The organism is Roseibium sp. LAB1, from assembly GCF_054658235.1.
On the sequence record NZ_BAAGIB010000001.1, the window covers coordinates 1,650,743 to 1,671,900 of the forward strand.

The following is a 21,158-nucleotide window of genomic DNA, read 5'->3' on the forward strand; positions in this document are numbered from 1 at the left end:
GGCAACGCCTCAAGCCGGTGTTTGGGTACCGATCCCTCCCGTGAAGGTGTGTCACCTTTCACGGGAGGTAGTCTGATGTGAGCTGGTCGGAGGCCTGCAATCCCATTGCGTGCGGCGAACACGGCCAATCCGCTTGCCTACGGAAGTGAGCTTTGCAGAACGTCATCCAGAGGCGTGACGCTTAAATCCGGCAACAATTCTTTCAGCCGCCTGCCGGACAGAGAGTGATCCGTATTCCAGAGATACCGCATCTCTTTCAGTTCCCGCGCCAGTTCCCAGAAAGGCGCGGTCAGCGAAAACAGCCACCATGGAAACCGGGCAAATCGCAGCTCACGTTGCAGGATACGTTCAAGGCCGGTCTTGATCTCTTGCGCCGTCAGCGTGTGGCCTTCAAACGGAATGTCCTCGAACTGCATCAACTCGTGACGCTTTTCAGCCAGAGCAACCGCGGCGCGCGCCCAGTCCGGCACAAAGCACATCGCTTGCCGTATTTCCGCCGGGCCGGGGAGCGTAATTCTGTTTTTCCCGATCCCCCGCAGATAGATCTGTGACATGACGCATCCCTGCCGGTCGGGGTCGATTGCATTTCCTGCTCGCAGCACAATCGTTTGAACACCGCTGTTTGCGTAGTCCCACTCCATGGTCAGCCTTATCTGCCCCTTCCGGCTGACGGGTCTGGCAGGCGTGCACGCCGACCAGACGCCAACCTGATCCCCGAAATGGTAGACATTTCCCGGCAGGAACACGGTTGCGCCGCTTGCCCGCCCGGCCCGGATCACGTCCCGGGTGATTTGCGGCACGATCGTTTCCCAGTCGTGGTAATTGGGTGGATTGAGCCCGTTGAGAATGACGTCGCATCCATGCGCCGCATCCTCCAGACTGTCCTTGCCGCGCCGAAACCTTTTGACGGTCCACCCGGCCTCTTCAAATGCCAATGCGCTATGCCGGCCGAATTTTCCGGATGCGCCCAATATCAATACAGTTCCAGACATGTGTTGCTCCAGCTGGTGTTGAATGCTCGGGCGACAAGCTAGATAGTCAAAAATGAAATGGAATTGCATAAGTTCCCATATAGGGTATTCATTATTGAATGGGCCTGCCGACTGACATTCTTGACTGGAGCTATATCCGTTCATTGCTCGCGGTGGCCGAGACCGGATCCCTGTCAGCGGCGGCAAGAAAAACCGGCCAGAGCCAGCCAACTCTCGGGCGGCATATCAAAGCTGTCGAGATGGCGCTCGGCACGGATCTCTTCGTGCGAAGTGCCAGCGGTCTCCAGCTGACGGAAGCCGGCCTGTCGCTGCTGGAGCCCGCCCGCGACATGGCACAGGCTTATGCGCGTCTGACCACGCAGGCTGCGGGCCGTGATGCCGCCGTTGCCGGCACTGTGCGCATAACGGCGAGCATCGTCGTCTCGAACTACCTGCTGCCCCCGATCATCGCCGAGTTGCGACGCAGGGAGCCAGACATCGAGATCGAGCTGGTCCCTTCAGACACCACCGAAAACCTGATGTTCCGTGAGGCCGACATTGCAGTCCGCATGTTCCGGCCCACCCAGCTGGACGTTGTGGCCCGGAAGATTGTGGATCAGCCCATAGCGCTCTATGCCACCCACGCGGTCCTTGATCGAAATGGCCACCCGCAAACCCTCGAGGAGCTTGCAACCCTCCCCTTTGTCGGGTTCGATCGTTCCGACATGATCCTGCAGCAAATGCGCAACCTGGGTCTCAGGATAGACAGGCACTTCTTCGGCGTCCGCTGCGATCAGCAGGCCATATACTGGGAACTCGTTCGCGCGGGGTGTGGTGTCGGCGCCATGCAAACAGTCATCGGAGACGCGGACCCGAAGGTCCAGAGGCTCGGCTTCCAGCCAGACCTTCCAACCCTGCCCATCTGGCTTGCAGCTCATGAAGCCCTGCACAAAACACCAAGGGTTAAACGTGTGTGGACCTTCCTGGCAGAACAGCTGACACCTGTTTCGCCCGGATGAACGCCCTGGGGTCTTGTGTCAATGTCGGCCGGGATGGAGTGAGCGTTGTCGCTCCGCCCGCCTTGCAGCGTCTGGCAGATGTGAAAAGGACTGCAGTTGAATTGCCGGGCACCTCTGCTTGGCACCACGTCAGAAAGTCGGGAATCCGATGAGCGTAGACCCGCATGGCTTCATTGACGTGGTGGAAAATCATCCTTTTCAGGATGAGTTCAGCCTTCTGCTGCAGGACGTCCGGACCCGCCTTTGCCCATCAACAGTCCCATTGGTCCATAGCGTCTATGTTTACGGAAGTGTTGCGACCGGCAAGGCTGTTGCCGGGCGCTCCGATCTGGACGTGTCTCTGATCCTGCACGACCTGTCGTCGAAGCACGACAGCAAACTCATCGAAGACACGAGGCAGGCCCTTGAGGCGGCGCATTCGATCGTCATCAAAGTCGATTTCGACATCGGCTTGCTGCAGGATGTGTTGTCGGCGGATTCTGCTGTGGCATGGCGCTATTGGCTCAGACATCATTGCCGGTGCATTGCAGGCGAGGATCTGGCTGAAGGCGTACCGTTGTTCCGCCCGTCCCGGATGCTTGCACTCGCGGTGAATGGCGATTTTGAGCAGGTTCTGGGAAAGTACCACAGCATGCTTTCGGCATCTCCCCCAGCATCCGCCTGCAGGCGCCTGGTGAGAGAGGCATCACGAAAGTTGATACGGTCGACCAATGTGCTGCGGACAGACAGTGACCGCGACTGGCCAGACACGCTAGAGGAGCATGTCACCAGTTTCCAGCGCCATTTCCCCACGCACGGCGATGAGTTGCGGTACTTTCTGAGGCAAGTTCAAGAGCCAGATGCGACACCTGAGTATTTTGCAGAACGGCTGAAGACCTTCGTGGACTGGATGAGCGACGTCGTGGGCAATTGTGCTCAATGACTGCGTTGTGCCCGCAGCCGCGCGTGCTGACCCATTGGGTTCCGGATCAGCGCGGAGGCCAAGGTGTGGATCTCCGCTTTGCGTCCCCAAGTCGGTCGTTCGCTGATTCTCGATCCGATCCTAAAAGTAGCCATTCACTGCAAATTGGTCGATGAGTTGGAACGCGGGCATTGGCAACATTCCACACGAATGCTGGCTGCTCTCTCAACCACTTCGTAAGATCCAAGGGATGTGGCGGTCACTGGCCAAACTTTCGCATCGTCAGACCGGCAGACATTTGGTGAGCGTGGCCTTGAAAATCCCCGCCAGGGCCTGCGCCGGCTTACTCAGCACTTCGCCTTTGAGTGTCGCGATGCCGATATCACGGACGATTTCGGGTTCCGTGAGCGAGTGCATTCGAACTTTCTGCGGCAGGTCTGCCGGGACTGCCAATTGGGGTACGATACCGATCCCCAATCCCGAAGCCGCCAGATCGACCAGGGTCGCCGCCTGTCGCACACTGCATGCGATGCTGAGCGGTCGACCCGACCGTTCCAGATACTCCGTCAGCATCATGGGCAGTTCCCGTTCGTCCTGAAACACGATGATCGGCATGCCCTGCATAACCAATAGTGGCAGTCGGGTCAGGCGGTCCAGTGTCAGGACTTCGGGCAATTCATCGAAATGATCGCGGGAAGCAAGCGCGACCAGTGGTTCACGCAGCAGGCGCCTGAACACCAGATCCGATGTGGCCTGCACAAACGGGGTGATACCGAAATCAACCTCTCGCTCGCGGACGGAATTCAGCAAGTCGTTCGATGTAACCTCACGGACTTGCAGCGCCACCTTGGGAAAGCGGGCACGAAATTCTGTCAGGACAGTCGCGAGCGTTCCGGCCGCAACGGTCGGCGCGCAGGCAAACACGACGCGCCCCCGTCGGCGGTCGGCCGCGTCGCGCGCTTCGGTGATGCCTTCCTCCAGGCTGCGGATCGAGTCATGAACCCGTTCCAGTAGGATAGCTCCGTCGGGCGTCGGAATGACGCTGCGCGTCGTGCGCTCAAGAAGTTTCAGGCCGATCTGCTCCTCAAGTTCCGCCACCTGCATGCTGATGGCCGACGGCGTGCGGCCCAGTTCCTCGGCCGCCCGGCTGAAACTGCGCAGATGGGCGACTCGCGCAAAAGTGTGCAAGAGCTTGAGGTTGACTGACATTGCGATCCTTCCCTTGCAGCACCCTATCATCTCATCATGAAAACTGAAAGATCATTCAGTTTAATAAGATGGATTGAATAACAGAGTCCACGCTAACTTCATTGGGCAAGCATGGAATGCACCTAGTGAAATCGCTGGCCTGCGCCGGCCAATCGTGGGCGGCAGGCCTCCTGCTCGCCAATGACGAACGGCCTGCCTGTCGGGATGGGTCCGCATGAGGAGATCCAAGATGAAGCCGTTGGAAGGCCTGAAGATTGTTACTGTCGAACATTTCGCCGCCGGCCCATATGGGTCGATGTATCTGGCGGATATGGGTGCGACGGTGTTCAAGGTGGAAAACGCCGCCTCGCAGGGCGATCCGGCACGCAAGATGGGGCCGTATTTCCTGGGCGAGAACGACAGCCTGGTGTTTCAGGGCTGGAACACCAACAAGAACAGCATCGCGCTGGATCTGAAGAGCCCGGAGGGCCGCGAGGCGTTTCTGGCGATCGTGCGCTCGGCCGATGCCGTGATGAACAACCTGCGCGGCGATCAGCCTGCAAAGCTGGGCATCGACTATGACGCGCTGAGGGCTGAAAAGGAGGACATCGTCTGCCTGCATATCTCGGCTTACGGACGGGATAATTCGCGCGCCAACTGGCCGGGCTATGATTTCCTGATGCAGGCCGAGGCCGGGCTGATGCACCTGACCGGCGACCCGTCGGCGGATCCGACCCGGTTCGGCGTCTCGATCATCGACTTCATGACCGGCACGGTGGGTGTTCTGGGGCTCCTGGCGGCGCTGCGGCGCGCCGGGCAAACCGGAGAGGGCTGCGATGTCGATGTCAGCCTGTTCGACGTGGCGCTGCATCAGTTGGGCTATGCCGGCACCTGGTATCTGAACGAGGGGTTGGAAAGCAGCCGTGTGGCGCGCGGGTCGCATATGTCGGTATCGCCGGTGCAGACGTTCACGGCGCAGGATGGCTGGATCTATGTGATGTGCATGACCGAACGGTTCTGGGAATTGATGGTGGACAAACTGGGACGCAACGATCTGAAGACCGACCCGCGCTTTGTCAATCAGCACACCCGTTCGAAGAACCGGGATGCGCTGACCGAAGTATTGGACGCCGAATTCGCCAAAGCTCCGGCGGCGCATTGGCTTGAAACCTTCCGCGGGTTGCTGCCGGTCGCGCCGGTTCTGAGCGTGCGCGACGCACTGGAAAATCCGTTTGTCGAAGAGGTTGGCATGATTTCGGACGTCCCGCACGAAACGCGCTCCGACATGCGGTTGTTGTCGAACCCGATCAAATTCAATGGCGAACGGTTGTCGCAACGCCCCGGCGGCGCTTTCGGGTCTGGCAATGCCGAGACGGCCTGAAGCATGATGAACAACCGCATGACCCGAGAGAACCTCCCCGCCCTGCTTGAGTTCTATGGCGATATCCGCCCCTATCGCGGCAATACGTCATCGCGAGTGGGCAGCAAGCTGCTCGCCGATCTGGAGACCGCCTTTGACGCCTGCGAGGTGCGGGACCGCGCAACGCTGTCGTTTCACCATCACTTGCGCAACGGCGATGCGGTGTTGAACATGGTGCTGGCTGTGGCCGAAAGACGCGGACTGAAGGATCTGCATGTCGCCGCCTCGTCGATCTTTCCGGTGCATGAACCGCTTGTGGGCTTCATCGAGCGCGGTACCGTCACCGGGATATCTGCCGGGTTCATCTCAGGCCCGGTGGCCGAGGCGATTTCACGCGGGAAGTTGCCGAAACCGGCGATCCTGCGGACCCATGGCGGGCGAGCGCGGGCGATTGCGGCGGGCGAGCTGCCGATTGATGTCGCCTTTGTCGCCGCGCCGGCGGCGGACCCGCTTGGCAATATCTCGGGCTCGATCGGCCCACGCTCCTGTGGTGCTCTGGGCTATCCCAAGGCCGATATCGGCAAGGCGCGCCATGTCGTGACGGTGACCGATACGCTGGTGCCCTTTCCGGTGGCCCAGATCGAGATCGACCAGCAATCGGTCGATTGGGTGGTCGAGGTAGACAGTATCGGCGACGCGGCCGGGATCCTGTCGGGCATTACCCGGCCGACCACCGAACCTGTCGGATTGGAAATCGCACGCCGCACCGCTGCGGTGGTCGAGGCGAGCGGCCTTCTGGTGCCTGGCTTTTCGCTGCAAAACGGCGCGGGTGGCATTTCTATTGCAATGGCGGACGAACTGGCGCACTTCATGACCGATGCCGGGATCAAGGGCAGCTTTGCCGCCGGCGGCATCACCGGGTTTCACGTCAAAATGCTCGAGGCTGGGCTCTTTGAGGCGCTGCTGGATGTGCAGTGCTTCGATCTTGCCGCCGTGCAATCCTATGCCAGCAATCCGCGCCATCTAGGCATGTCGGCCTCGGTCTACGCCTGTCCCGGCCCGCGCGGTGCCGTCGTGGATCTACTCGATACCGTGGTCTTGGGTGCGACCGAGATCGACACGGATTTCAACGTCAATGTCACCACCCGTTCGGACGGTATGATCAATGGCGGCTCGGGTGGTCATGCCGATACGGCAGCAGGTGCCAAGCTGACGATCATCACCACGCGGCTGACGGCGAAGGGCTTTGCCAAGGTCGTTGATCGCGTCGGCACCGTGACCACCCCAGGCGATACCGTTGATGTGCTGGTGACTGAAGCCGGGATTGCGGTAAACCCGAGACGCGGCGAATTGGCTGAGCGGTTGCGCGCCGCGGGGCTGCCTCTACGCAGCATAGCTGACTTGCAACGCGACGCGGCGACCGCTGCAACCCGCGCGGCGGTCCATCCAGCAGAAGGACGGATCGTGGCGGTGTCGGAATATCGCGACGGAAGCGTGACCGACCTTGTTCGGCAGGTGTAAACCGACGTGGCAGCGATCACCGAAGATCACCTGATCGACAGCATCGCGGAGGCGTTGCAGTTCATCTCCTACTATCACCCGCGCGATTTCGTGCAGGCGATGACCCGCGCCTGGGAGAAGGAGGAAAGCCCCGCAGCAAAGGGCGCCATTGCCCAGATCCTGGTCAACTCGCGCATGGCTGCCATGGGGCGCAGGCCGCTGTGCCAGGATACCGGCGTGGCCAATGTGCATGTCGCCGTCGGCGTGCAGGCTCGGCTGGACTGGCATCGGCCCTTGCAGGAGATCGTCGACGACGCCGTACGGCGGGCCTATCTACTCGACACCAACCCCTTGCGCGCCTCTGTCGTCACCGATCCGTTCGGGCGGCGGCAAAACACCCGCGACAATGCCCCGGCCATGCTGACGGTCGAAATGGTCGCGGGCGACGGGGTCGAGGTGCATGTCTCGGCCAAGGGCGGCGGAACGGAAAACAAGACCCGTTTCGCGGTGTTGGGCCCCGCCGCCAGCGTGGCCGATTGGGTGGTTTCGCAGGTCGAACAGATGGGTGCCGGCTGGTGCCCGCCGGGTATCTTGGGCATCGGCGTGGGCGGCAGCGTGGACAAGGCGATGGTGATGGCCAAGCAGGCTCTGAACGAGCCTATCGACATCACCGAGCTGCGGGCGCGCGGCCCCAGTACTGCTGAGCAGGAGCTGCGGCTGGAGATTGTCGATCGCGTCAACGCGCTTGGCATCGGTGCGCAGGGGCTTGGCGGGCAGACCACCGTTCTGGACGTGAAAATCCGCAGCTTTCCGACCCATGCGGCCTCGCTGCCCCTGGCGATGGTGCCCAATTGCGCCGCGACGCGCCATGCCCATTTCAGCCTGCGCGGCGACGGTTCGGTAAGGTTGGCGCCGCCCCGCCTTGCCGACTGGCCGGAGATAGATCTTGGCGATTCCTGGCAGGCCGCACGGCGGGTCAATCTCGATGGCCTGACCAAGGACGAGATCGCCACCTGGCAACCTGGCGAGCAACTGCTGCTGCCGGGCAAGATGCTGACCGGGCGCGACGCGGCGCATCGGCGCATATCCCAGATGCTGAATGCCAGAGAGCCGCTGCCAGTCGAGTTCCGCGACCGGGCGATCTACTATGTCGGCCCCGTCGATCCGGTTGGCGATGAGGTTGTCGGCCCCGCAGGCCCCACCACCTCCAGCCGGATGGATGGCTATAGCGAGATGATGCTGGAACGGCTCGGCGTCGCGGTGATGATCGGCAAGGCCGAGCGCAATGACGCCACCAACGCCACCATCGCGCGCACCGGGGCGGCCTATCTGATCGCCGTGGGCGGCGCGGCCTATCTGGTGTCGCAAGCTGTCCGCAAGGCGCGCGTTCTGGCGTTCGACGACCTCGGCATGGAAGCGATCCATGAATTCGAAGTCGAGGACATGCCGGTCACGGTCGCCGTGGACAGCCGCGGCGGCTCGATCCATCGCGAGGGGCCGTTGCGCTGGCGGCGCTGAGGGCTCAGAGCCCGGCCCGGTGCAGGATCGCCCGGGCCCTGACGCGAACCGGTTCGTCCACCATCGCACCATCTACCTGAACCGCGCCGTCGCCCGCGGCCAGCACTCTGCGCGCCCATGCGATTTCGGCCTCGCCGGGGGAGAAGGCATTCAGCACCGGCTCGACCTGCCCGGGGTGGATGCAGAGCTTGCCGCCCATACCGATATCGCGGGCATGGGCCGCGTCATCCGAGGTCTGCGACAGATCATCCAGCCGGACAGTCACACCGTCGAAGGGCGCTGCGATCCCGGCAAGGCGCGAGGCCAGCACGAGCTCGAACCGGGCGGGTGCCAGAACGTCGCGCTGATGCGCACAGCCGAGATCGGCGCAGAAATCGACCGAGCCGAAGGCAAGCCGCGCCACGCCTCGCACCGCCGCGATCTGCCGTGCGTGCGCCAAGCCCTGGGCGGTTTCGATCAGGGCGATGATCGGACAGGGAAGGCTCATCGCCAATACTTCGGCGAGTTCTGGCGCCTCGGCCTTGGGCAGGATGATCGCTGCGGGGCGCAGCGCCTTGACGGCAACAAGGTCTGTCTCATGCGCCACGCTGGCCATGGCATTGATACGCACGATCACCGGCAGGTCGGTGAAGTCACCCCGCAATGCCGACCGGGCGGCGTCCTTGGCATCCGCCGCCACCGCGTCCTCAAGATCGAGGATCACCGCGTCGGTCCCCGAGCGGGCTGCCTTCTCGAAACGCTCGGGCCGGTTCGCAGGAACGAAGAGCGGTGCGCGGATAGTGGCCAGCGCGTTCATGGGTTGACGATGACAATGGCTTCGATCTCAACCATGACGCCGAGGGGCAACGAGCCCATGCCGACCGCGGAACGGGCGTGATAGCCCGCTTCGCCGAGCACTTCGATCAAAAGTTCGGAACAGCCGTTGATGACCTGGGCGTGATCGGTGAAATCCGGTTCGGCGTTGACCATGCCCGTGACCTTGGCAACCGCCTCGACGCGGGAGAGATCGCCAACCACCGATTTGACGACCGACAGCAATTGCAGCCCGACATTGCGCGCAGCTTCATAGCCGTCCTCGACCGTGGCATCGCGGCCCAACCGGCCGAGGATGAACGAGCCGTCGGGGTTTCTCGGAATCTGCCCCGATAGATAGAGGGTGTTTCCAACCTGCCGCACCGGGCGATACACCGCCAGCGGTTCGGGCGCGGGTGGCAGGCCAAGGCCAAGCGAGACCAGCTTCTGTTCCGGCGTCGTGGTCACTTCTCAAATCTCCATCATTTGCGGTTCGCGGATCGTGCGGGCGCTTCCGGTCACCCGGATGCTCGCGCCGGGCTCGGGCGAGATTTCGGCTTGCAGCCGGGACGGGACGCCCATGTCTTCGCCCTGGTGAATGGTAATAGCGCCCGCATGCGGCCAGCCGAGATCGCGCAGATATCCGGCCAGGGCCGCCGCGGCAGCCCCGGTTGCCGGGTCCTCGATGACGCCACCAAGCGGGAACGGATTGCGCGCATGGAACAGTTGGGCGGTCTCAGCGTAGACGAGATTGAAGGTGACATACCCCTCGCGTTCGGCCAGCACTTGACTCTTTTCGAAGTCATACTTCATTGCGCGCAGTGTCTCCCGGTCCTTCATCGCCAGCACCAGATGGTCACCGCCGCCATGCGCGACCGCAGGCGGTATTCGCGTGTCGAGATCGGCGGGGCTGAGGCCGAAAAGTTCGAGCGCTTCTTCCAGAACGGCAGGCGCGACAGGGCCACTGCGGGTGGGCGGTGACTGGAACGAAGCGCCCCAGTCCGATTTTGAAAGGTGGCCCTCGACGGTAATGCGCGCGCGATTGATATCGAGCGTGAACAGGCCCGGTCCCTCATGCCGGGCCAGCGCGGCGCCGAGCGCGATGGTGGCATGGCCGCAGAAGTCCACCTCGACCTCGGGCGCGAAGTAACGCACCCGCCACGCCTCGCCGGCCGGCGCGGCAAAGACGGATTCAGAATAGCCGACATCGGCGGCTACTTTCTGCATCACCGCCGGTTCGGGCAATACGTCGCAGATGACGACGCCCGCCGGATTGCCGCCGTTTTGTCCGCTTGAAAAGGCTGCAATATGCTGGACTTTCATCGTTTCACTTTCGACTTGAAGCGCGAGCCCCCATTTATGATGGAGAGTGATCGCGTGTTGCCTGTTCAGGATTGAGTGTTGCCCACCTCACCGCGTTCGGCGCTTTTTACGAGCAGGGTCAAGGTGCGATTGATCGGGACGGCGATGCCAAGTCGGGTGGCACGTCGCACGATTTCGCCATTGAGAAAGTCGATCTCGGTCGCCTTTCCGCGCATGAGGTCCTGGGCGGTGGATGAGAACTGACCGGCCATCGAGACCGGTATGGTGCGAATCGTCTCGAACACGCTATCCGGCACCGAGACGCCTTCCGCCTGCGCGACGGAAAGGGCTTCGCGGGCGATATCCTCCATCAGCTGCCGAATACCTTCCTGTGCCGCCATTTTTCCGTACGGCAATCGGGTAACCGCCGAAAGCGGATTGATGGCGCAGTTCACCACCAGCTTGGCCCAGAGCGACGCCATGACATCCTCGGAAACCCGCGTTTCGACACCGGCCGCGTTGAGAATTTGTGCGATTTCTTCAGCGCCTTGCCCCGACAGTTCCAGATCGCCGCGGCCTTCGTGGCGCACAACGCCGGTGCCATTCATGCGGCTGGCGACATAGACCACTACGGGCAGCACCGGTTGCCCGGTGGTGCGGCCAAGCGTCTCGGCGTTGGAGACCCCGTTTTGCAGGCTGAGCACTGTGCAATCCGGTGCAAGATGCGGCGCGATCTGTCGCCCGGCCTGTTCGGTATCGCCGGACTTCACGCAGACCATCACCATCTCGGCCCCCGCGAGCGCCGAAGGATCGGTGCTGGCCCTGACCGTGGCGACAAGACGTTCGCCGCCTTTCTCCAGGATCAGGCCATTCCGCGAAACCGCATCAACGAACGTGGCGCGCCCGACGAGCACGACCTCGTGACCGGCCAGCGCCAGCATGGCTCCGTAATAGCAGCCAACTGCGCCCGCTCCCATCACCGCGATTTTCATGGCATCCTCCTTGTCGCCCGAGGTTGGCTCAGCCGTAATGGTTTACTACGGTCTTGATCCGCGAGAATTCGTGCAGGGCGACAAAGCCCTTTTCCCGCCCGTGCCCCGATTTGCGCACACCGCCGAAAGGCAGTTCCACACCACCAGCAGCGCCGAAGTTGTTGACGAAGACTTGCCCGCAGTGCAGCGCTTTCGCAACCCGCTTCTGGCGGGCACCATCCCGGGTCCAGACCGAGGCGACAAGCCCGTATTCGGTGCCGTTCGCGATGGCGATGGCCTCGGCCTCATCCTCGAACGGAATAACACAGAGGACGGGGCCGAACACCTCTTCCTGCGCAATCCTGGACTTGGGTTCGCAGGGCCCGAACAGGACCGGCGCGACGTAAAACCCATCGCCCGGCGTGTTGGCACCGATGCGGCCACGGGCGATGATCGGCTGATCGCTTTCAGCGATATAGGCTTCGACGCGGACTTTTTGCTTGGCCGAAATGAGCGGTCCCATGATCGCATCTTCGCCTGACGGCCCGACCTCGATGGCCTCGAAACGCGCCTTCAACTCCGCAACGACCCGGTCGTAGATCGGTCGATGGATCAGCACCCGGCTGCCCGCCGAACAGGTCTGGCCGGCATTCTGGATCAGGGCGCCTACCAGAACCGGGATAGCCGCTTCGAGATCGGCGTCTTCGAAGACGATCTGCGGCGACTTTCCGCCAAGCTCCAGCGTGCAACCGACGTAGTTCTTTGCCGCCGCGATCTGGATCATCGCCCCAACCTCGGGCGATCCTGTGAAGGAGATGAAATCCACGCCCCGGTGCTCTGTCAGTGCCTTGCCGACGGTTTCCCCGCGACCGGTCACGACATTGAAGACACCTGCGGGAAATCCGACCTCAACGGCAAGCTGCGCGATACGCAACCCGCTCAGGCAGGCGTCCTCCGACGGTTTCAGCACGACGGTATTGCCCATTGCGAGCGCGGGCGCGATCGACCGCCCGATCTGCTGGGCCGGGTAGTTCCACGGAAGGATCACCGCGACGACGCCATGCGGTTCGCGGTACATCGCCACGTCATAGCCGTTCATGAACGGAATGACCTCGCCGTGGAACTTGTCCGCCGCGCCACCGTAGAATTCGAAGTATCGGGCCGCCATGATCATGTCAGTGCGGGCTTGCTTGATCGGCTTGCCATTGTCCTTGGTCTCGAGCTGCGCCAGGGGCTCCGCTTCCTCGAGGATGCGGGCTGACAGCTTCAGCATGAGCCTGCCGCGCTCCGTCGCGGTCAGGGTCGACCATGGGCCGGTTTCGAACGCCTCCTTCGCAGCAGCGACGGCCAGATCCACATCCGCGGAGCCGCTATCTGCGATTTTGGCAAAGGTCGTGCCGTCAATCGGGGATACAACCGGAAGAACCCGACCGGTCTGCGACGGGATCCAGTTGTTACCGATCAGGTTCAAAGGCTTGGGAACCGTCAGCGCAGCGTTTGTGGCGGTATCGTTCATCGTGATGTCCTTTGCGAATACCCGGCACTTCCCCATACCTGTGGCACGGATGATCAAGGCTGAGGCCGGGTTCAGCGTTTAATCTCGAGTGTCTTTATTCATCCCGAAATTCGGTTCTTCCTTGGCGAAGAAGGCCCGCACGCCTTCCCGGCAATCGGCGGAGGCGAAGACCTGATCGCTGGCGTCAAGGGAATGCGAGATCAGTTCGGCCGTTGACAGACGTGTAGCGTCGCTGATCAAGGCCTTGCAAAGCGCAAGTGCCTTGGGAGGGCGTTTCCCCATCTCGCCGGCAAGCTGCCCGGCAATCTGAACGGCCTCTCCTTTCACCGCGATGCGGTCGATCAGACCCCAGTCGAGCGCACGTTGCGCATCGACTGGCTCGGTGAGAAAGATGAGCTGTTTGGTCCGGGCGGGGCCGATGCGGCGCACCGTCCGGTAGGGCCCGCCGCTGCTCGGAAACACGCCCAGGCGCATTTCCGGCAACGCGAAGCGGCAATCCTCTTCGGCGACGATGAAGTCGCAGCACATGGCTATTTCGAGTCCCCCGCCATAGGCAAGGCCGTGAATGGCGGCGACGATCGGCTTGGGGAAAGTATCCAGTTTCTCGAACACCGCGTTCTGGCGCCGCAGCTTCAACTCGACAACCTTTCCCGGTTCGTGGAAGGCCTCGAACTCGGAGATGTCGGACCCGGCGCAGAAGGCTCTGCCCGCGCCCGTCAGAACGATCGCGCGAACCGTGTTGTCCCGGCGCAGATCCTCAAGAATCCGGTCAAGTTCCCCTGTCATCTCGATCTTGAAGACATTGAGGGGAGGATTGTTCAACGTAACGGTGGCAATCCCGTCGCGCACGGAACAATCTACATTTGAGCTGACCATGTCGTATTTTCCTGAGCGTTATCCATGCGTTAACGCCAAGCCGGCGTGCAGTAACGCCACTTTATTGCGGCCATACAATTCAGACAATCTGCATAACCTTAAGCATTACTAAGTTGATCTGATATATCCAGATCTCGACAGCCCGAGGGCTGCCCCGTCCCTAAGCAAGGGGCGATTGCAGCAGTTTCACTTGTTCCGGCATGAACGCATCGCCTTCGCCCTGCTCGACCAGACCTCCCAAGGTCTGATAGACGGCATTGGCCATCGTCTGCGCTGCTCCCATTTCGGCGGCCATTTGAGTGTAGTAACCAGCGTCCTTGTAGGCATTGCTGATGGTAAATCGCAGCTGGTCGGAATTGCCTTCGAGGATGTAGGGCGCAACGCGTTCCAGCGCAGCGCCGCCGGCACCGCCCTTGCGAAGGCAATCGACCATCGCGGCAACATCCATCCCATCCTTGAGGGCACAGGCCGCGACCTCGGCGATCAGCGTCACGGTTCCCAGCGAAATGATGTTGTGGACCAGCTTCAACTGGTGACCGCTTCCTACTCCGCCTGCCACGAAGATGTTCTCAGCAAAACTCTCCAGCAGCGGTCTTATGCGTGCGACGGGCGCAGGCTCCCCGCCGACAAGAAGATTAAGGCGCCCTTCTTCGGCTTCCTTCGGGGTCCTCGTCATCGCCGCGTCGACAAAATCGCAGCCCACTTCGCGTACCCTGGCGGCGAGTGCGCGGGTGGAGCTTGGTATTGCGGTCGAACAATCGACCACGATAGACCCGGGCTGCAAGGCAGTGAGGACCGAGCCCGACCCGATGAGGACGTCTTCTACCTGCGGGCTACCTGTCACGCATAGGACGAGAATGTCGCAAGCCGCTGCGAGGTCTTTTGCCTTGTCGTGAGACTTCGCCCCGAGTTCCACCAGATCGGCCGTCGGCTGGTTGCCCGCGTGTTCCAGGAAGTGAAGCTCCCAGCCTTTGCCGGCGATGTTCTTGCCAATGCCGTGGCCCATCAGCCCGACTCCGATCAATCCGACCTTCTTCATTCTGAAGTTCCTTCTCGTCTACCGCTGCCAGCAAGTTTCGGCGTGCGTTGGGGGTATTGGTGAGCTAACCCGTTGTGGCAGCATCCTGATTTATCGGCCTGCAAAGCTGGCGGCGAACGAGCCTTTGATCAACGATGTTGTCGCCAGCGGCCAGCTTTCCAGGCAGACCCGTAGCCGTAAACGCTCTATTCACTTCAGACAATCTGCAAAAATTTAGGAATTGATCAGTCAAGTTTAACAATCAACTGAAACCTGGCAGTGGGCCGGAACTTACACTCAGTTGGACACGCGGAATGTCCGCTTGAATGACTTTGCGCACGAAACCCGACAGTCTCTTCCCGGCCCCATTACGGTAATTCGATTGGACCGCAGCGAAAGCCCGCTTCCCGCCCTTTGGTGACCTTTTGCAGAGTGCAGCGAAGGGTTGATTTCCGGAACTGGGTGCAAGATCGTAAACGACCAACATGGGGACGCGAAGCCGCCATCGATTGAGACCGCGACCTATCACTGCAAAGGGCCGTTATTTGCCAAGTCTGTTCAGGAGTGAGAAGTCGCAATTACATGGAGGTAAGAAGTTCCTTTCTCGAAGGACCGACCCTGTCTTTCAAACCCCCTTTTTCGTTCCAGGGGCTTCAATGCGCGGAAATGACCGGGTTTTACCCTAGAGAAAGGTCCACTCGGTAATCTGGTCTGAACCACCTATGGACGAGAGACAGATGCCATCTTCCAGTACCGCTGCCCTCGAAATTCTCAACCTTCACAAGCGCTTCAGCGAACCCGCCGTCAATGATCTCTCTCTGAAGGTGCGTGAGGGCGAATTCTATGCCTTGCTGGGCCCGAACGGTGCAGGCAAAACAACGACGCTGCGGATGGTCGCGGGATTGCTCCAGGCCGATGCGGGCACCGTCAAGGTTTGCGGTATCGACGCTTTTGCGGACCCGATTGCCGCCAGGAAAGTCCTTGCATGGGTGCCGGACGAACCCATGGTTTATGACAAGCTGACACCGCTCGAATACCTCGAGTTCGTGGCAGGCCTTTGGAGCATGCCGCCGGACCTCGCGAGCTTCAAGGCCGACAGTCTGCTCGAATCCTTTGGACTTGGCCCCCATACCAACGAACGCTGTGGCGGGTTCTCGAAAGGGATGCGTCAGAAAGTGGCGCTGGCCGGCGCCTTGATCCATGAACCGCGTTTGATAATCCTCGATGAGCCGCTCACCGGACTTGATGCAGGATCTGCGCGGCAGGTGAAAAAGGTGCTGACCGGCCTTGTAGCGCAAGGCGTGTCGATCATCATGACGACACATATCCTTGAAGTCGCGGAGCGCATGGCTGACCGGATCGGGATTATCGCTCGCGGCCAACTCGTTGCAGAAGGAACGCTGGAGGAGTTGCGCGAAGGCGCGAGCGCCGATGGCAATTCGCTGGAGGACATTTTCCTGAAAATCGTGGGCGGTGACCTTGAGCGCGAAGCATTTGCTAGCGCAGCGGACTACCTTGATGAGAAAGTGGCATGAGAGCGATAGCGGCACCTTCTGCCCTGTTGCGTTTTTCTCGCCATGAGCTGCGGCTCGCCTGGCGCGACTGGGCCTGGATGTTTTCAGGCTGGCGCAATACCAGCCTGCGGCGCGCACTGATCGGCATGAGCATATTCTATGCGATCATGCATTTGATCGCCTACGCCGTGCTATCACCCCGTCTCGGCGCAGGGTTTGTGCTCGATCAGACCGCACAGGCGATGCTTTCGGTCACGGTACTGCTCAGCTTCACCATGATGCTGTCACAGGCGATGGAGTCGGTAACGCGTGCGTTCTACGCCCGAGACGACCTCGACCTGATCCTGTCTTCCCCCGCTCCCTCCCGCGACCTTTTCCTTGTGCGCATCGTCATGATGGCTTTGACGAGTTGGGCGATGTCGGCACTGGTGATTTCTCCCTTCCTCAACGTTGCGGTGGCGCTGGGCGGAGAACGTTGGTTTGCGGGATATGTGGTTCTCCTGGCGGTATCGCTGACTGCAACCGGGGCAGGCGTGTTGATCACACTCGCGCTGTTCCGAACGGTCGGAGCGCAGCGTACACGCTTCTATGCGCAAATCTTGGCTGCGGTCGTTGGCGCAGCCTTCCTGATCGGGATGCAGGTGGTTGCGATCCTCTCCTTCGGATCGATGTCGCGGTTCACGCTTTTCGATCCGGCCTTCCTGGCAAACCATGCGCCAGGTGCAGGCTCTGCATGGTGGTTCCTCGCCCACGCGGTGGCCGGACAGACCAGTGCCGTCTTTCTGATCTTCGTAGTTTCTGTCACGTTTTTTGCGGTGGGAGCCTGGTGGGGTGCGGTACAGTTTCGCAGCATTGTCGTGCTTGCGCTCGGCGTCACGGAAAAGACCCCGCTTGGACGCAAATCTGGAAGGGCCTTTCGCGGCTATTCGCAACTCGGCGCGCTCGTTTTTAAAGAACTCAAGCTGATCGCCCGCGATCCCTGGCTGGTATCCCAGACGTTGATGCAGGTTCTCTATCTCATCCCGCCGGCTGTCATGCTCTGGGTCAGCTTTGGCGAGAACACCGAGATTTCAGCGATAGTCGCTCCCGTTGTCGTCATGGCGATCGGACAGCTTGCCGGCGGCCTTGCCTGGCTGACCATCTCCGGTGAGGATGCACCCGATCTGATCGCGACGGCCCCCATCTCTGCGTTTACACGCCTGTGGGCGAAGGTGTTGTCGGTCCTGACGCTTATCGCGGCAATAGTGCTGCCGATTACTCTGGGTCTGGCACTCGTATCGTTGTGGGGCGCTGTGGTCACCGCGGCCGGTGCAATGATCGCGGCAGCAAGTGCAATCCTGGTTCAACTCTGGTTTCGAGCGCAAGCCAAACGCAGCACCTTCCGACGCCGGCAGGTCGCTTCGAATGCTTCAACGCTCACGGAGGCCGCGGCATCCATTGCTTGCGCGGCCGGCACAGCACTCATCGCGGCAGGGAGCCCTCTGGCGCTCCTCCCTGTTATCCTGCTCCTATGTGTGCTTGGGATCGCATGGAGTATCAGGCCGAAGCACAGCGCAATAGCCTGATGCGTTTTCGGGCAGTTGGATCACGCAGGTTCGCAGGTCTTGCCATCACCCAATCGTTTTGGCTTCGTGACCACACGACATGGGCTGACCTGACCCGCCTGGCATCCCTCCGGGCCCTTTGTTTTCCGTTGATCCAACGTCCGCTGGTGAGCCGGAAACGAAAGCGCATCCAGCGATGACACGTGTCGGCAAAGTTTGAGATGGGCGCCTATGCCGTCCGTCCCCTTTCGGCCCCAACTGAGCCGGTCGGCAAAGTGTCCCCATTTCGGACATGCAATGCCACGCGTCGAGTTTCCAAAACCGGACATTCGTTGCGTGGAGAACAAATGAGCGAGATGCGCCGCCAATTCAGTCATCGCACACACTCGCCCGCCGCCTCGAAGCGGCCGACTGTTGAATGGATCCAGATCCATCATTTCTCTTGGCTGAGTTCTGCGATCGGCCAGATGGTCTGACATAGGTCGACAATCACCCGGGCGACGGATCTTGTCGCAGGCGTCATCCGGCCGTCATGGACAAGGTGTTTCCGTTTACGCAGACGGAAAACGCCTTGGCCTATGTCGAGACCGGACGCGCCAAGGGCATGGTTGTGGTCACTTTCAAAAGGTAGGAGCACGACCATGCGTCATGACAACTCTAGGCCTGACGGGCCTTTCGATTTGCGTAGCGCCGGTCGCGTTCAGCTTTCCGAGCTGCCTCGTCCTGCAGGACGCGCTCGATACGGGTCTTGTCAGCCAGCTCGCGCGCATCGATTTCAGCTCTGGCTGCGGCAGCAACGGCGGCATCTCTTGCTGCTGCTTCCGTGGCAACGCGATTTTGTTCTTCAAGTTTCGCCTGCTCGCGCTCGGCCCGGCGCTGTTCACGAGCTTCGGCGATCAAGCGCCGCTCTGCCTGTTTGGCTTCGCGGGTCGGTTCGGCAGCTTTCCTGGCGGCACGAAAGGCCTCAACAAGGGCTGACTTGGCATCCTTCGCAGCGCTGCGACGGTCGGTGTGTTCGTTGTTTGTAATTCTTTTCAAATCTCAATTCCATTTGACGGGATACGTATAGCGGCTTCAGGGCTTTCTTGCCCGTTTCGAAGCCGGCTTGGCTGCAGAGGTCACACTGTCTTGCAATTCCTTGGCAAGCCGAGCCTCTCGTAGTCTCCGGGTCTTTTCGTTGCGGGCGATTTCGATCGAGTTCAGGTCTTCAATCGCACGTTGGCGTTCGAAGAGTTGCGACTGGGCTTTTCCAAAAGCGGATTCGGCCTGCTGGCGAAGTTTGCTGTAATTCTCGGTCAAGGCTTTCCTCGTAGAGGCCGCTCACCAGTGAGCAAGTACGAAAAAGGCCAGGCAACTTGCCTGACCTTGCTTGGTCTCATGCTTTCGACAGTGCCAGTACATCCGTGGTCAAGGGAAAGCAGATTCCGGATCTATCAGGCGGCCTGCAGATTGCAGGCGGACATCTTGCCCGACTTGGTGTCGCGCTCCATGTCGTAGCCGATTTTCTGGCCTTCAACGATTTCGTGCATGCCAGCACGCTCGACAGCGGTGATATGGACGAAGGCGTCCGGGCCGCCGTTGTCAGGCTGGATAAAGCCGAAGCCTTTGGTGGAATTGAACCATTTTACTGTGCCAGTGGTCATGATGAACCCTTTCATAGCATAGAGAGAGGAACCGGCAAGCCAGAGGGCTCACAGGTGATGATAACGATGCTTTAAAGGGAGGGTTCGTTAGGAACGCGGTGCCAATCGCGTTGTAACCAAAGCTCGGCAAGAAAATATCGATGTCGTGTGTTTATGGACTTTCAATGAGAATGTCAACTTCTGGTTTTGGTCTTGTAATGCAGCTGTTCTCGCGAAAATTCACGAACAACCGCTGTCCTCCTCAGGGCTGTCTGTCAACAAGGCGTCCCCATGTCGGTCGTTCGGGAGATACTGGTCCAGTCTGCAAAGCTGCCATTCGCGGTGCGACATACGAAGGTTCAAAAAGGGTGGGAAGTAGACCCTCGGGCCGGTGTGAATAATCGATAGGTGCGATGATCGAATTTACCTTTTGGTGTAGAGCACCATAGGCAATCACATTAGGCTTAACTTGTCGTCGCGGCAGAAATTCGCTCCAAAACGCATCCGCGCAAATGATCAGGTCCGCGTATTTGTTCGCTTGGGCCCTTCTGATGCACTCCAGCGGGCAAGCTAAAGGACACCATGTCTGCATTCATTGGCCATTGACATTTCAATTGCCACCGGTCGAACTCATCAAGGCCGGTGTGAAAGGTTGGGGAGTTGATGCATGTCTGAAACTGCAATTGCCCGCGCCGCGACGCTTGCCTGCTTTTCCGATCCTCAGGACATAATGCCGCTGGACGGTGGTATCACCAATGTCAATCTCCTCGTGCGGGACGGCAGCCGCCGTTATGTCGTACGCCTGGGTGATGACATTCCCGAACACGGCGTCATGCGCTGGAACGAGCTGGCGCTCAGCAGGGCTGCCGAGGCGGCCGGTGTTTCGCCTGCGGTTGTTCATCACGAACCCGGCGTCCTGGTTCTGGACTTCGTAGAGGCAAAAACCTTGGAGGAAACCGATGTCAGGGATCCGGGAAACCTGACGAAAATCATCGAGCTGGTCGCCAGGGTTCACCGGGACCTGGGGCGCCATCTCACCGGGCCGGTGCTCGCCTTCTGGCCGTTCCAGGTGAACCGGACCTATGCTGCGCGCCTGAAAGCCGATGGATCAGTACATTCGGCTTTGCTGCCGGATCTGATGGACACATTGGACAGTCTTGAAAAGGCGGTCGGACCGGTTGAGCTCGTTGTTGGCCACAATGATCTTCTTGCCGCCAATCTGCTCGATGACGGCGAAAGGTTTTGGCTGATCGATTGGGAATATGGCGGGTTCAATTCGCCGCTGTTCGATCTTGCCGGCCTTGCCTCCAACAATGGCTTGAGCGAGGTGCAGGAATGCAAGATGCTCGAACAGTATTTCGAAGCCCCCTCCGAAACGAGATGGCGCGCCTACAAGGCCATGAAGTGCACCTCCCTCATGCGTGAAACCCTTTGGTCGATGACATCGGAGATCCATTCGGATCTCGACTTCGACTACGCCGCCTATACCCGCGAAAACACGGACCGGCTGAACGCCGCTCTTTCCGAATTCCGTGAATTGTGAAAG

General features: G+C 60.5%; 20 protein-coding genes. 8 read left to right on the forward strand and 12 right to left on the reverse strand.

Features of this window, described 5'->3' with window-relative positions:
- Window positions 1–137: 137 nt before the first annotated feature.
- Entirely contained in the window at window positions 138–992 is an 855-nt protein-coding gene (locus ACYQ54_RS07755) for a Rossmann-fold NAD(P)-binding domain-containing protein (RefSeq protein WP_460080835.1), read from the reverse strand.
- 98 nt (window positions 993–1,090) lie between these two features.
- On the opposite strand from ACYQ54_RS07755, the gene ACYQ54_RS07760 reads away from it, so the two are divergent.
- Together ACYQ54_RS07760 and ACYQ54_RS07765 are read left to right on the forward strand one after the other, a co-directional pair.
- Window positions 1,091–1,990 (forward strand): LysR family transcriptional regulator, encoded by a 900-nt coding sequence (locus ACYQ54_RS07760; RefSeq protein WP_460080836.1) that lies wholly within the window; start codon window positions 1,091–1,093, stop codon window positions 1,988–1,990.
- Window positions 1,991–2,108: 118 nt separating this feature from the next.
- Window positions 2,109–2,912 carry a nucleotidyltransferase domain-containing protein gene (locus ACYQ54_RS07765; RefSeq protein ID WP_460080837.1) on the forward strand — a complete coding sequence of 268 codons (804 nt, stop codon included), beginning with the start codon at window positions 2,109–2,111 and terminating at the stop codon, window positions 2,910–2,912.
- 261 nt (window positions 2,913–3,173) lie between these two features.
- Here ACYQ54_RS07765 and ACYQ54_RS07770 read toward each other — a convergent pair whose 3' ends face one another.
- A complete protein-coding gene (locus ACYQ54_RS07770) occupies window positions 3,174–4,100 on the reverse strand; it encodes a LysR family transcriptional regulator (RefSeq protein WP_460080838.1) in 927 nt (308 codons plus the stop codon).
- 229 nt (window positions 4,101–4,329) lie between these two features.
- Between ACYQ54_RS07770 and ACYQ54_RS07775 the strand changes: the two genes are divergently transcribed.
- From ACYQ54_RS07775 to ACYQ54_RS07785, 3 genes are read left to right on the forward strand one after another with little or no spacing between them, the layout of a single operon-like run.
- Entirely contained in the window at window positions 4,330–5,460 is a 1,131-nt protein-coding gene (locus ACYQ54_RS07775) for a CaiB/BaiF CoA transferase family protein (protein WP_460080840.1), read from the forward strand.
- A 3-nt stretch (window positions 5,461–5,463) separates the two neighbouring features.
- Window positions 5,464–6,960 carry a citrate lyase subunit alpha gene (citF, locus tag ACYQ54_RS07780; RefSeq protein WP_460080841.1) on the forward strand — a complete coding sequence of 499 codons (1,497 nt, stop codon included), beginning with the start codon at window positions 5,464–5,466 and terminating at the stop codon, window positions 6,958–6,960.
- A gap of 6 nt (window positions 6,961–6,966) precedes the next feature.
- Window positions 6,967–8,457 (forward strand): fumarate hydratase, encoded by a 1,491-nt coding sequence (locus tag ACYQ54_RS07785; RefSeq protein WP_460080843.1) that lies wholly within the window; start codon window positions 6,967–6,969, stop codon window positions 8,455–8,457.
- A 4-nt stretch (window positions 8,458–8,461) separates the two neighbouring features.
- Here ACYQ54_RS07785 and ACYQ54_RS07790 read toward each other — a convergent pair whose 3' ends face one another.
- The 7 genes from ACYQ54_RS07790 to ACYQ54_RS07820 all read right to left on the reverse strand — a co-directional run bounded on the left by ACYQ54_RS07790 (window position 8,462) and on the right by ACYQ54_RS07820 (window position 14,953).
- A complete protein-coding gene (locus tag ACYQ54_RS07790) occupies window positions 8,462–9,253 on the reverse strand; it encodes an HpcH/HpaI aldolase/citrate lyase family protein (RefSeq protein WP_460080845.1) in 792 nt (263 codons plus the stop codon).
- Window positions 9,250–9,717, reverse strand: a complete 468-nt coding sequence (locus ACYQ54_RS07795) for a RidA family protein (protein WP_460080846.1) — start codon at window positions 9,715–9,717, stop codon at window positions 9,250–9,252. Before ACYQ54_RS07795 ends, ACYQ54_RS07790 begins: the two co-directional genes overlap by 4 nt.
- Before the next feature lie 3 nt (window positions 9,718–9,720).
- Entirely contained in the window at window positions 9,721–10,572 is an 852-nt protein-coding gene (locus ACYQ54_RS07800) for a PhzF family phenazine biosynthesis protein (RefSeq protein ID WP_460080848.1), read from the reverse strand.
- 65 nt (window positions 10,573–10,637) lie between these two features.
- On the reverse strand, window positions 10,638–11,543 hold the full coding sequence (locus ACYQ54_RS07805) for a ketopantoate reductase family protein (RefSeq protein ID WP_460080849.1): 906 nt from the start codon (window positions 11,541–11,543) through the stop codon (window positions 10,638–10,640).
- 28 nt (window positions 11,544–11,571) lie between these two features.
- Window positions 11,572–13,038: an aldehyde dehydrogenase family protein gene (locus ACYQ54_RS07810; RefSeq protein WP_460080850.1), complete on the reverse strand. Its 1,467-nt coding sequence runs from the start codon at window positions 13,036–13,038 to the stop codon at window positions 11,572–11,574.
- A gap of 78 nt (window positions 13,039–13,116) precedes the next feature.
- Complete coding sequence (locus ACYQ54_RS07815) at window positions 13,117–13,914, reverse strand: enoyl-CoA hydratase/isomerase family protein (RefSeq protein ID WP_460080851.1); 798 nt, start codon at window positions 13,912–13,914, stop codon at window positions 13,117–13,119.
- Window positions 13,915–14,074: 160 nt separating this feature from the next.
- Window positions 14,075–14,953 carry an NAD(P)-dependent oxidoreductase gene (locus ACYQ54_RS07820; RefSeq protein WP_460080854.1) on the reverse strand — a complete coding sequence of 293 codons (879 nt, stop codon included), beginning with the start codon at window positions 14,951–14,953 and terminating at the stop codon, window positions 14,075–14,077.
- A 716-nt stretch (window positions 14,954–15,669) separates the two neighbouring features.
- On the opposite strand from ACYQ54_RS07820, the gene ACYQ54_RS07825 reads away from it, so the two are divergent.
- Window positions 15,670–16,467, forward strand: coding sequence for an ABC transporter ATP-binding protein (locus ACYQ54_RS07825; protein ID WP_460080856.1), 798 nt, complete (start codon window positions 15,670–15,672; stop codon window positions 16,465–16,467).
- The gene (locus ACYQ54_RS07830) at window positions 16,464–18,011 is read left to right on the forward strand and encodes a permease (protein ID WP_460080857.1); all 1,548 of its coding nucleotides are present in this window, start codon (window positions 16,464–16,466) and stop codon (window positions 18,009–18,011) included. Before ACYQ54_RS07825 ends, ACYQ54_RS07830 begins: the two co-directional genes overlap by 4 nt.
- 636 nt (window positions 18,012–18,647) lie before the next feature.
- Here ACYQ54_RS07830 and ACYQ54_RS07835 read toward each other — a convergent pair.
- From ACYQ54_RS07835 to ACYQ54_RS07845, 3 genes are all read right to left on the reverse strand, one after another.
- Complete coding sequence (locus tag ACYQ54_RS07835; RefSeq protein WP_460080858.1) at window positions 18,648–19,028, reverse strand: DUF6481 family protein; 381 nt, start codon at window positions 19,026–19,028, stop codon at window positions 18,648–18,650.
- Window positions 19,029–19,064: 36 nt separating this feature from the next.
- Complete coding sequence (locus ACYQ54_RS07840) at window positions 19,065–19,289, reverse strand: hypothetical protein (protein WP_460080861.1); 225 nt, start codon at window positions 19,287–19,289, stop codon at window positions 19,065–19,067.
- Between the two features lie 134 nt (window positions 19,290–19,423).
- Entirely contained in the window at window positions 19,424–19,633 is a 210-nt protein-coding gene (locus ACYQ54_RS07845; protein WP_062491466.1) for a cold-shock protein, read from the reverse strand.
- Window positions 19,634–20,279: 646 nt separating this feature from the next.
- Here ACYQ54_RS07845 and ACYQ54_RS07850 point away from each other — a divergent pair.
- A complete protein-coding gene (locus ACYQ54_RS07850; protein ID WP_460080863.1) occupies window positions 20,280–21,155 on the forward strand; it encodes a choline/ethanolamine kinase family protein in 876 nt (291 codons plus the stop codon).
- The last annotated feature ends 3 nt before the right edge of the window (window positions 21,156–21,158 follow it).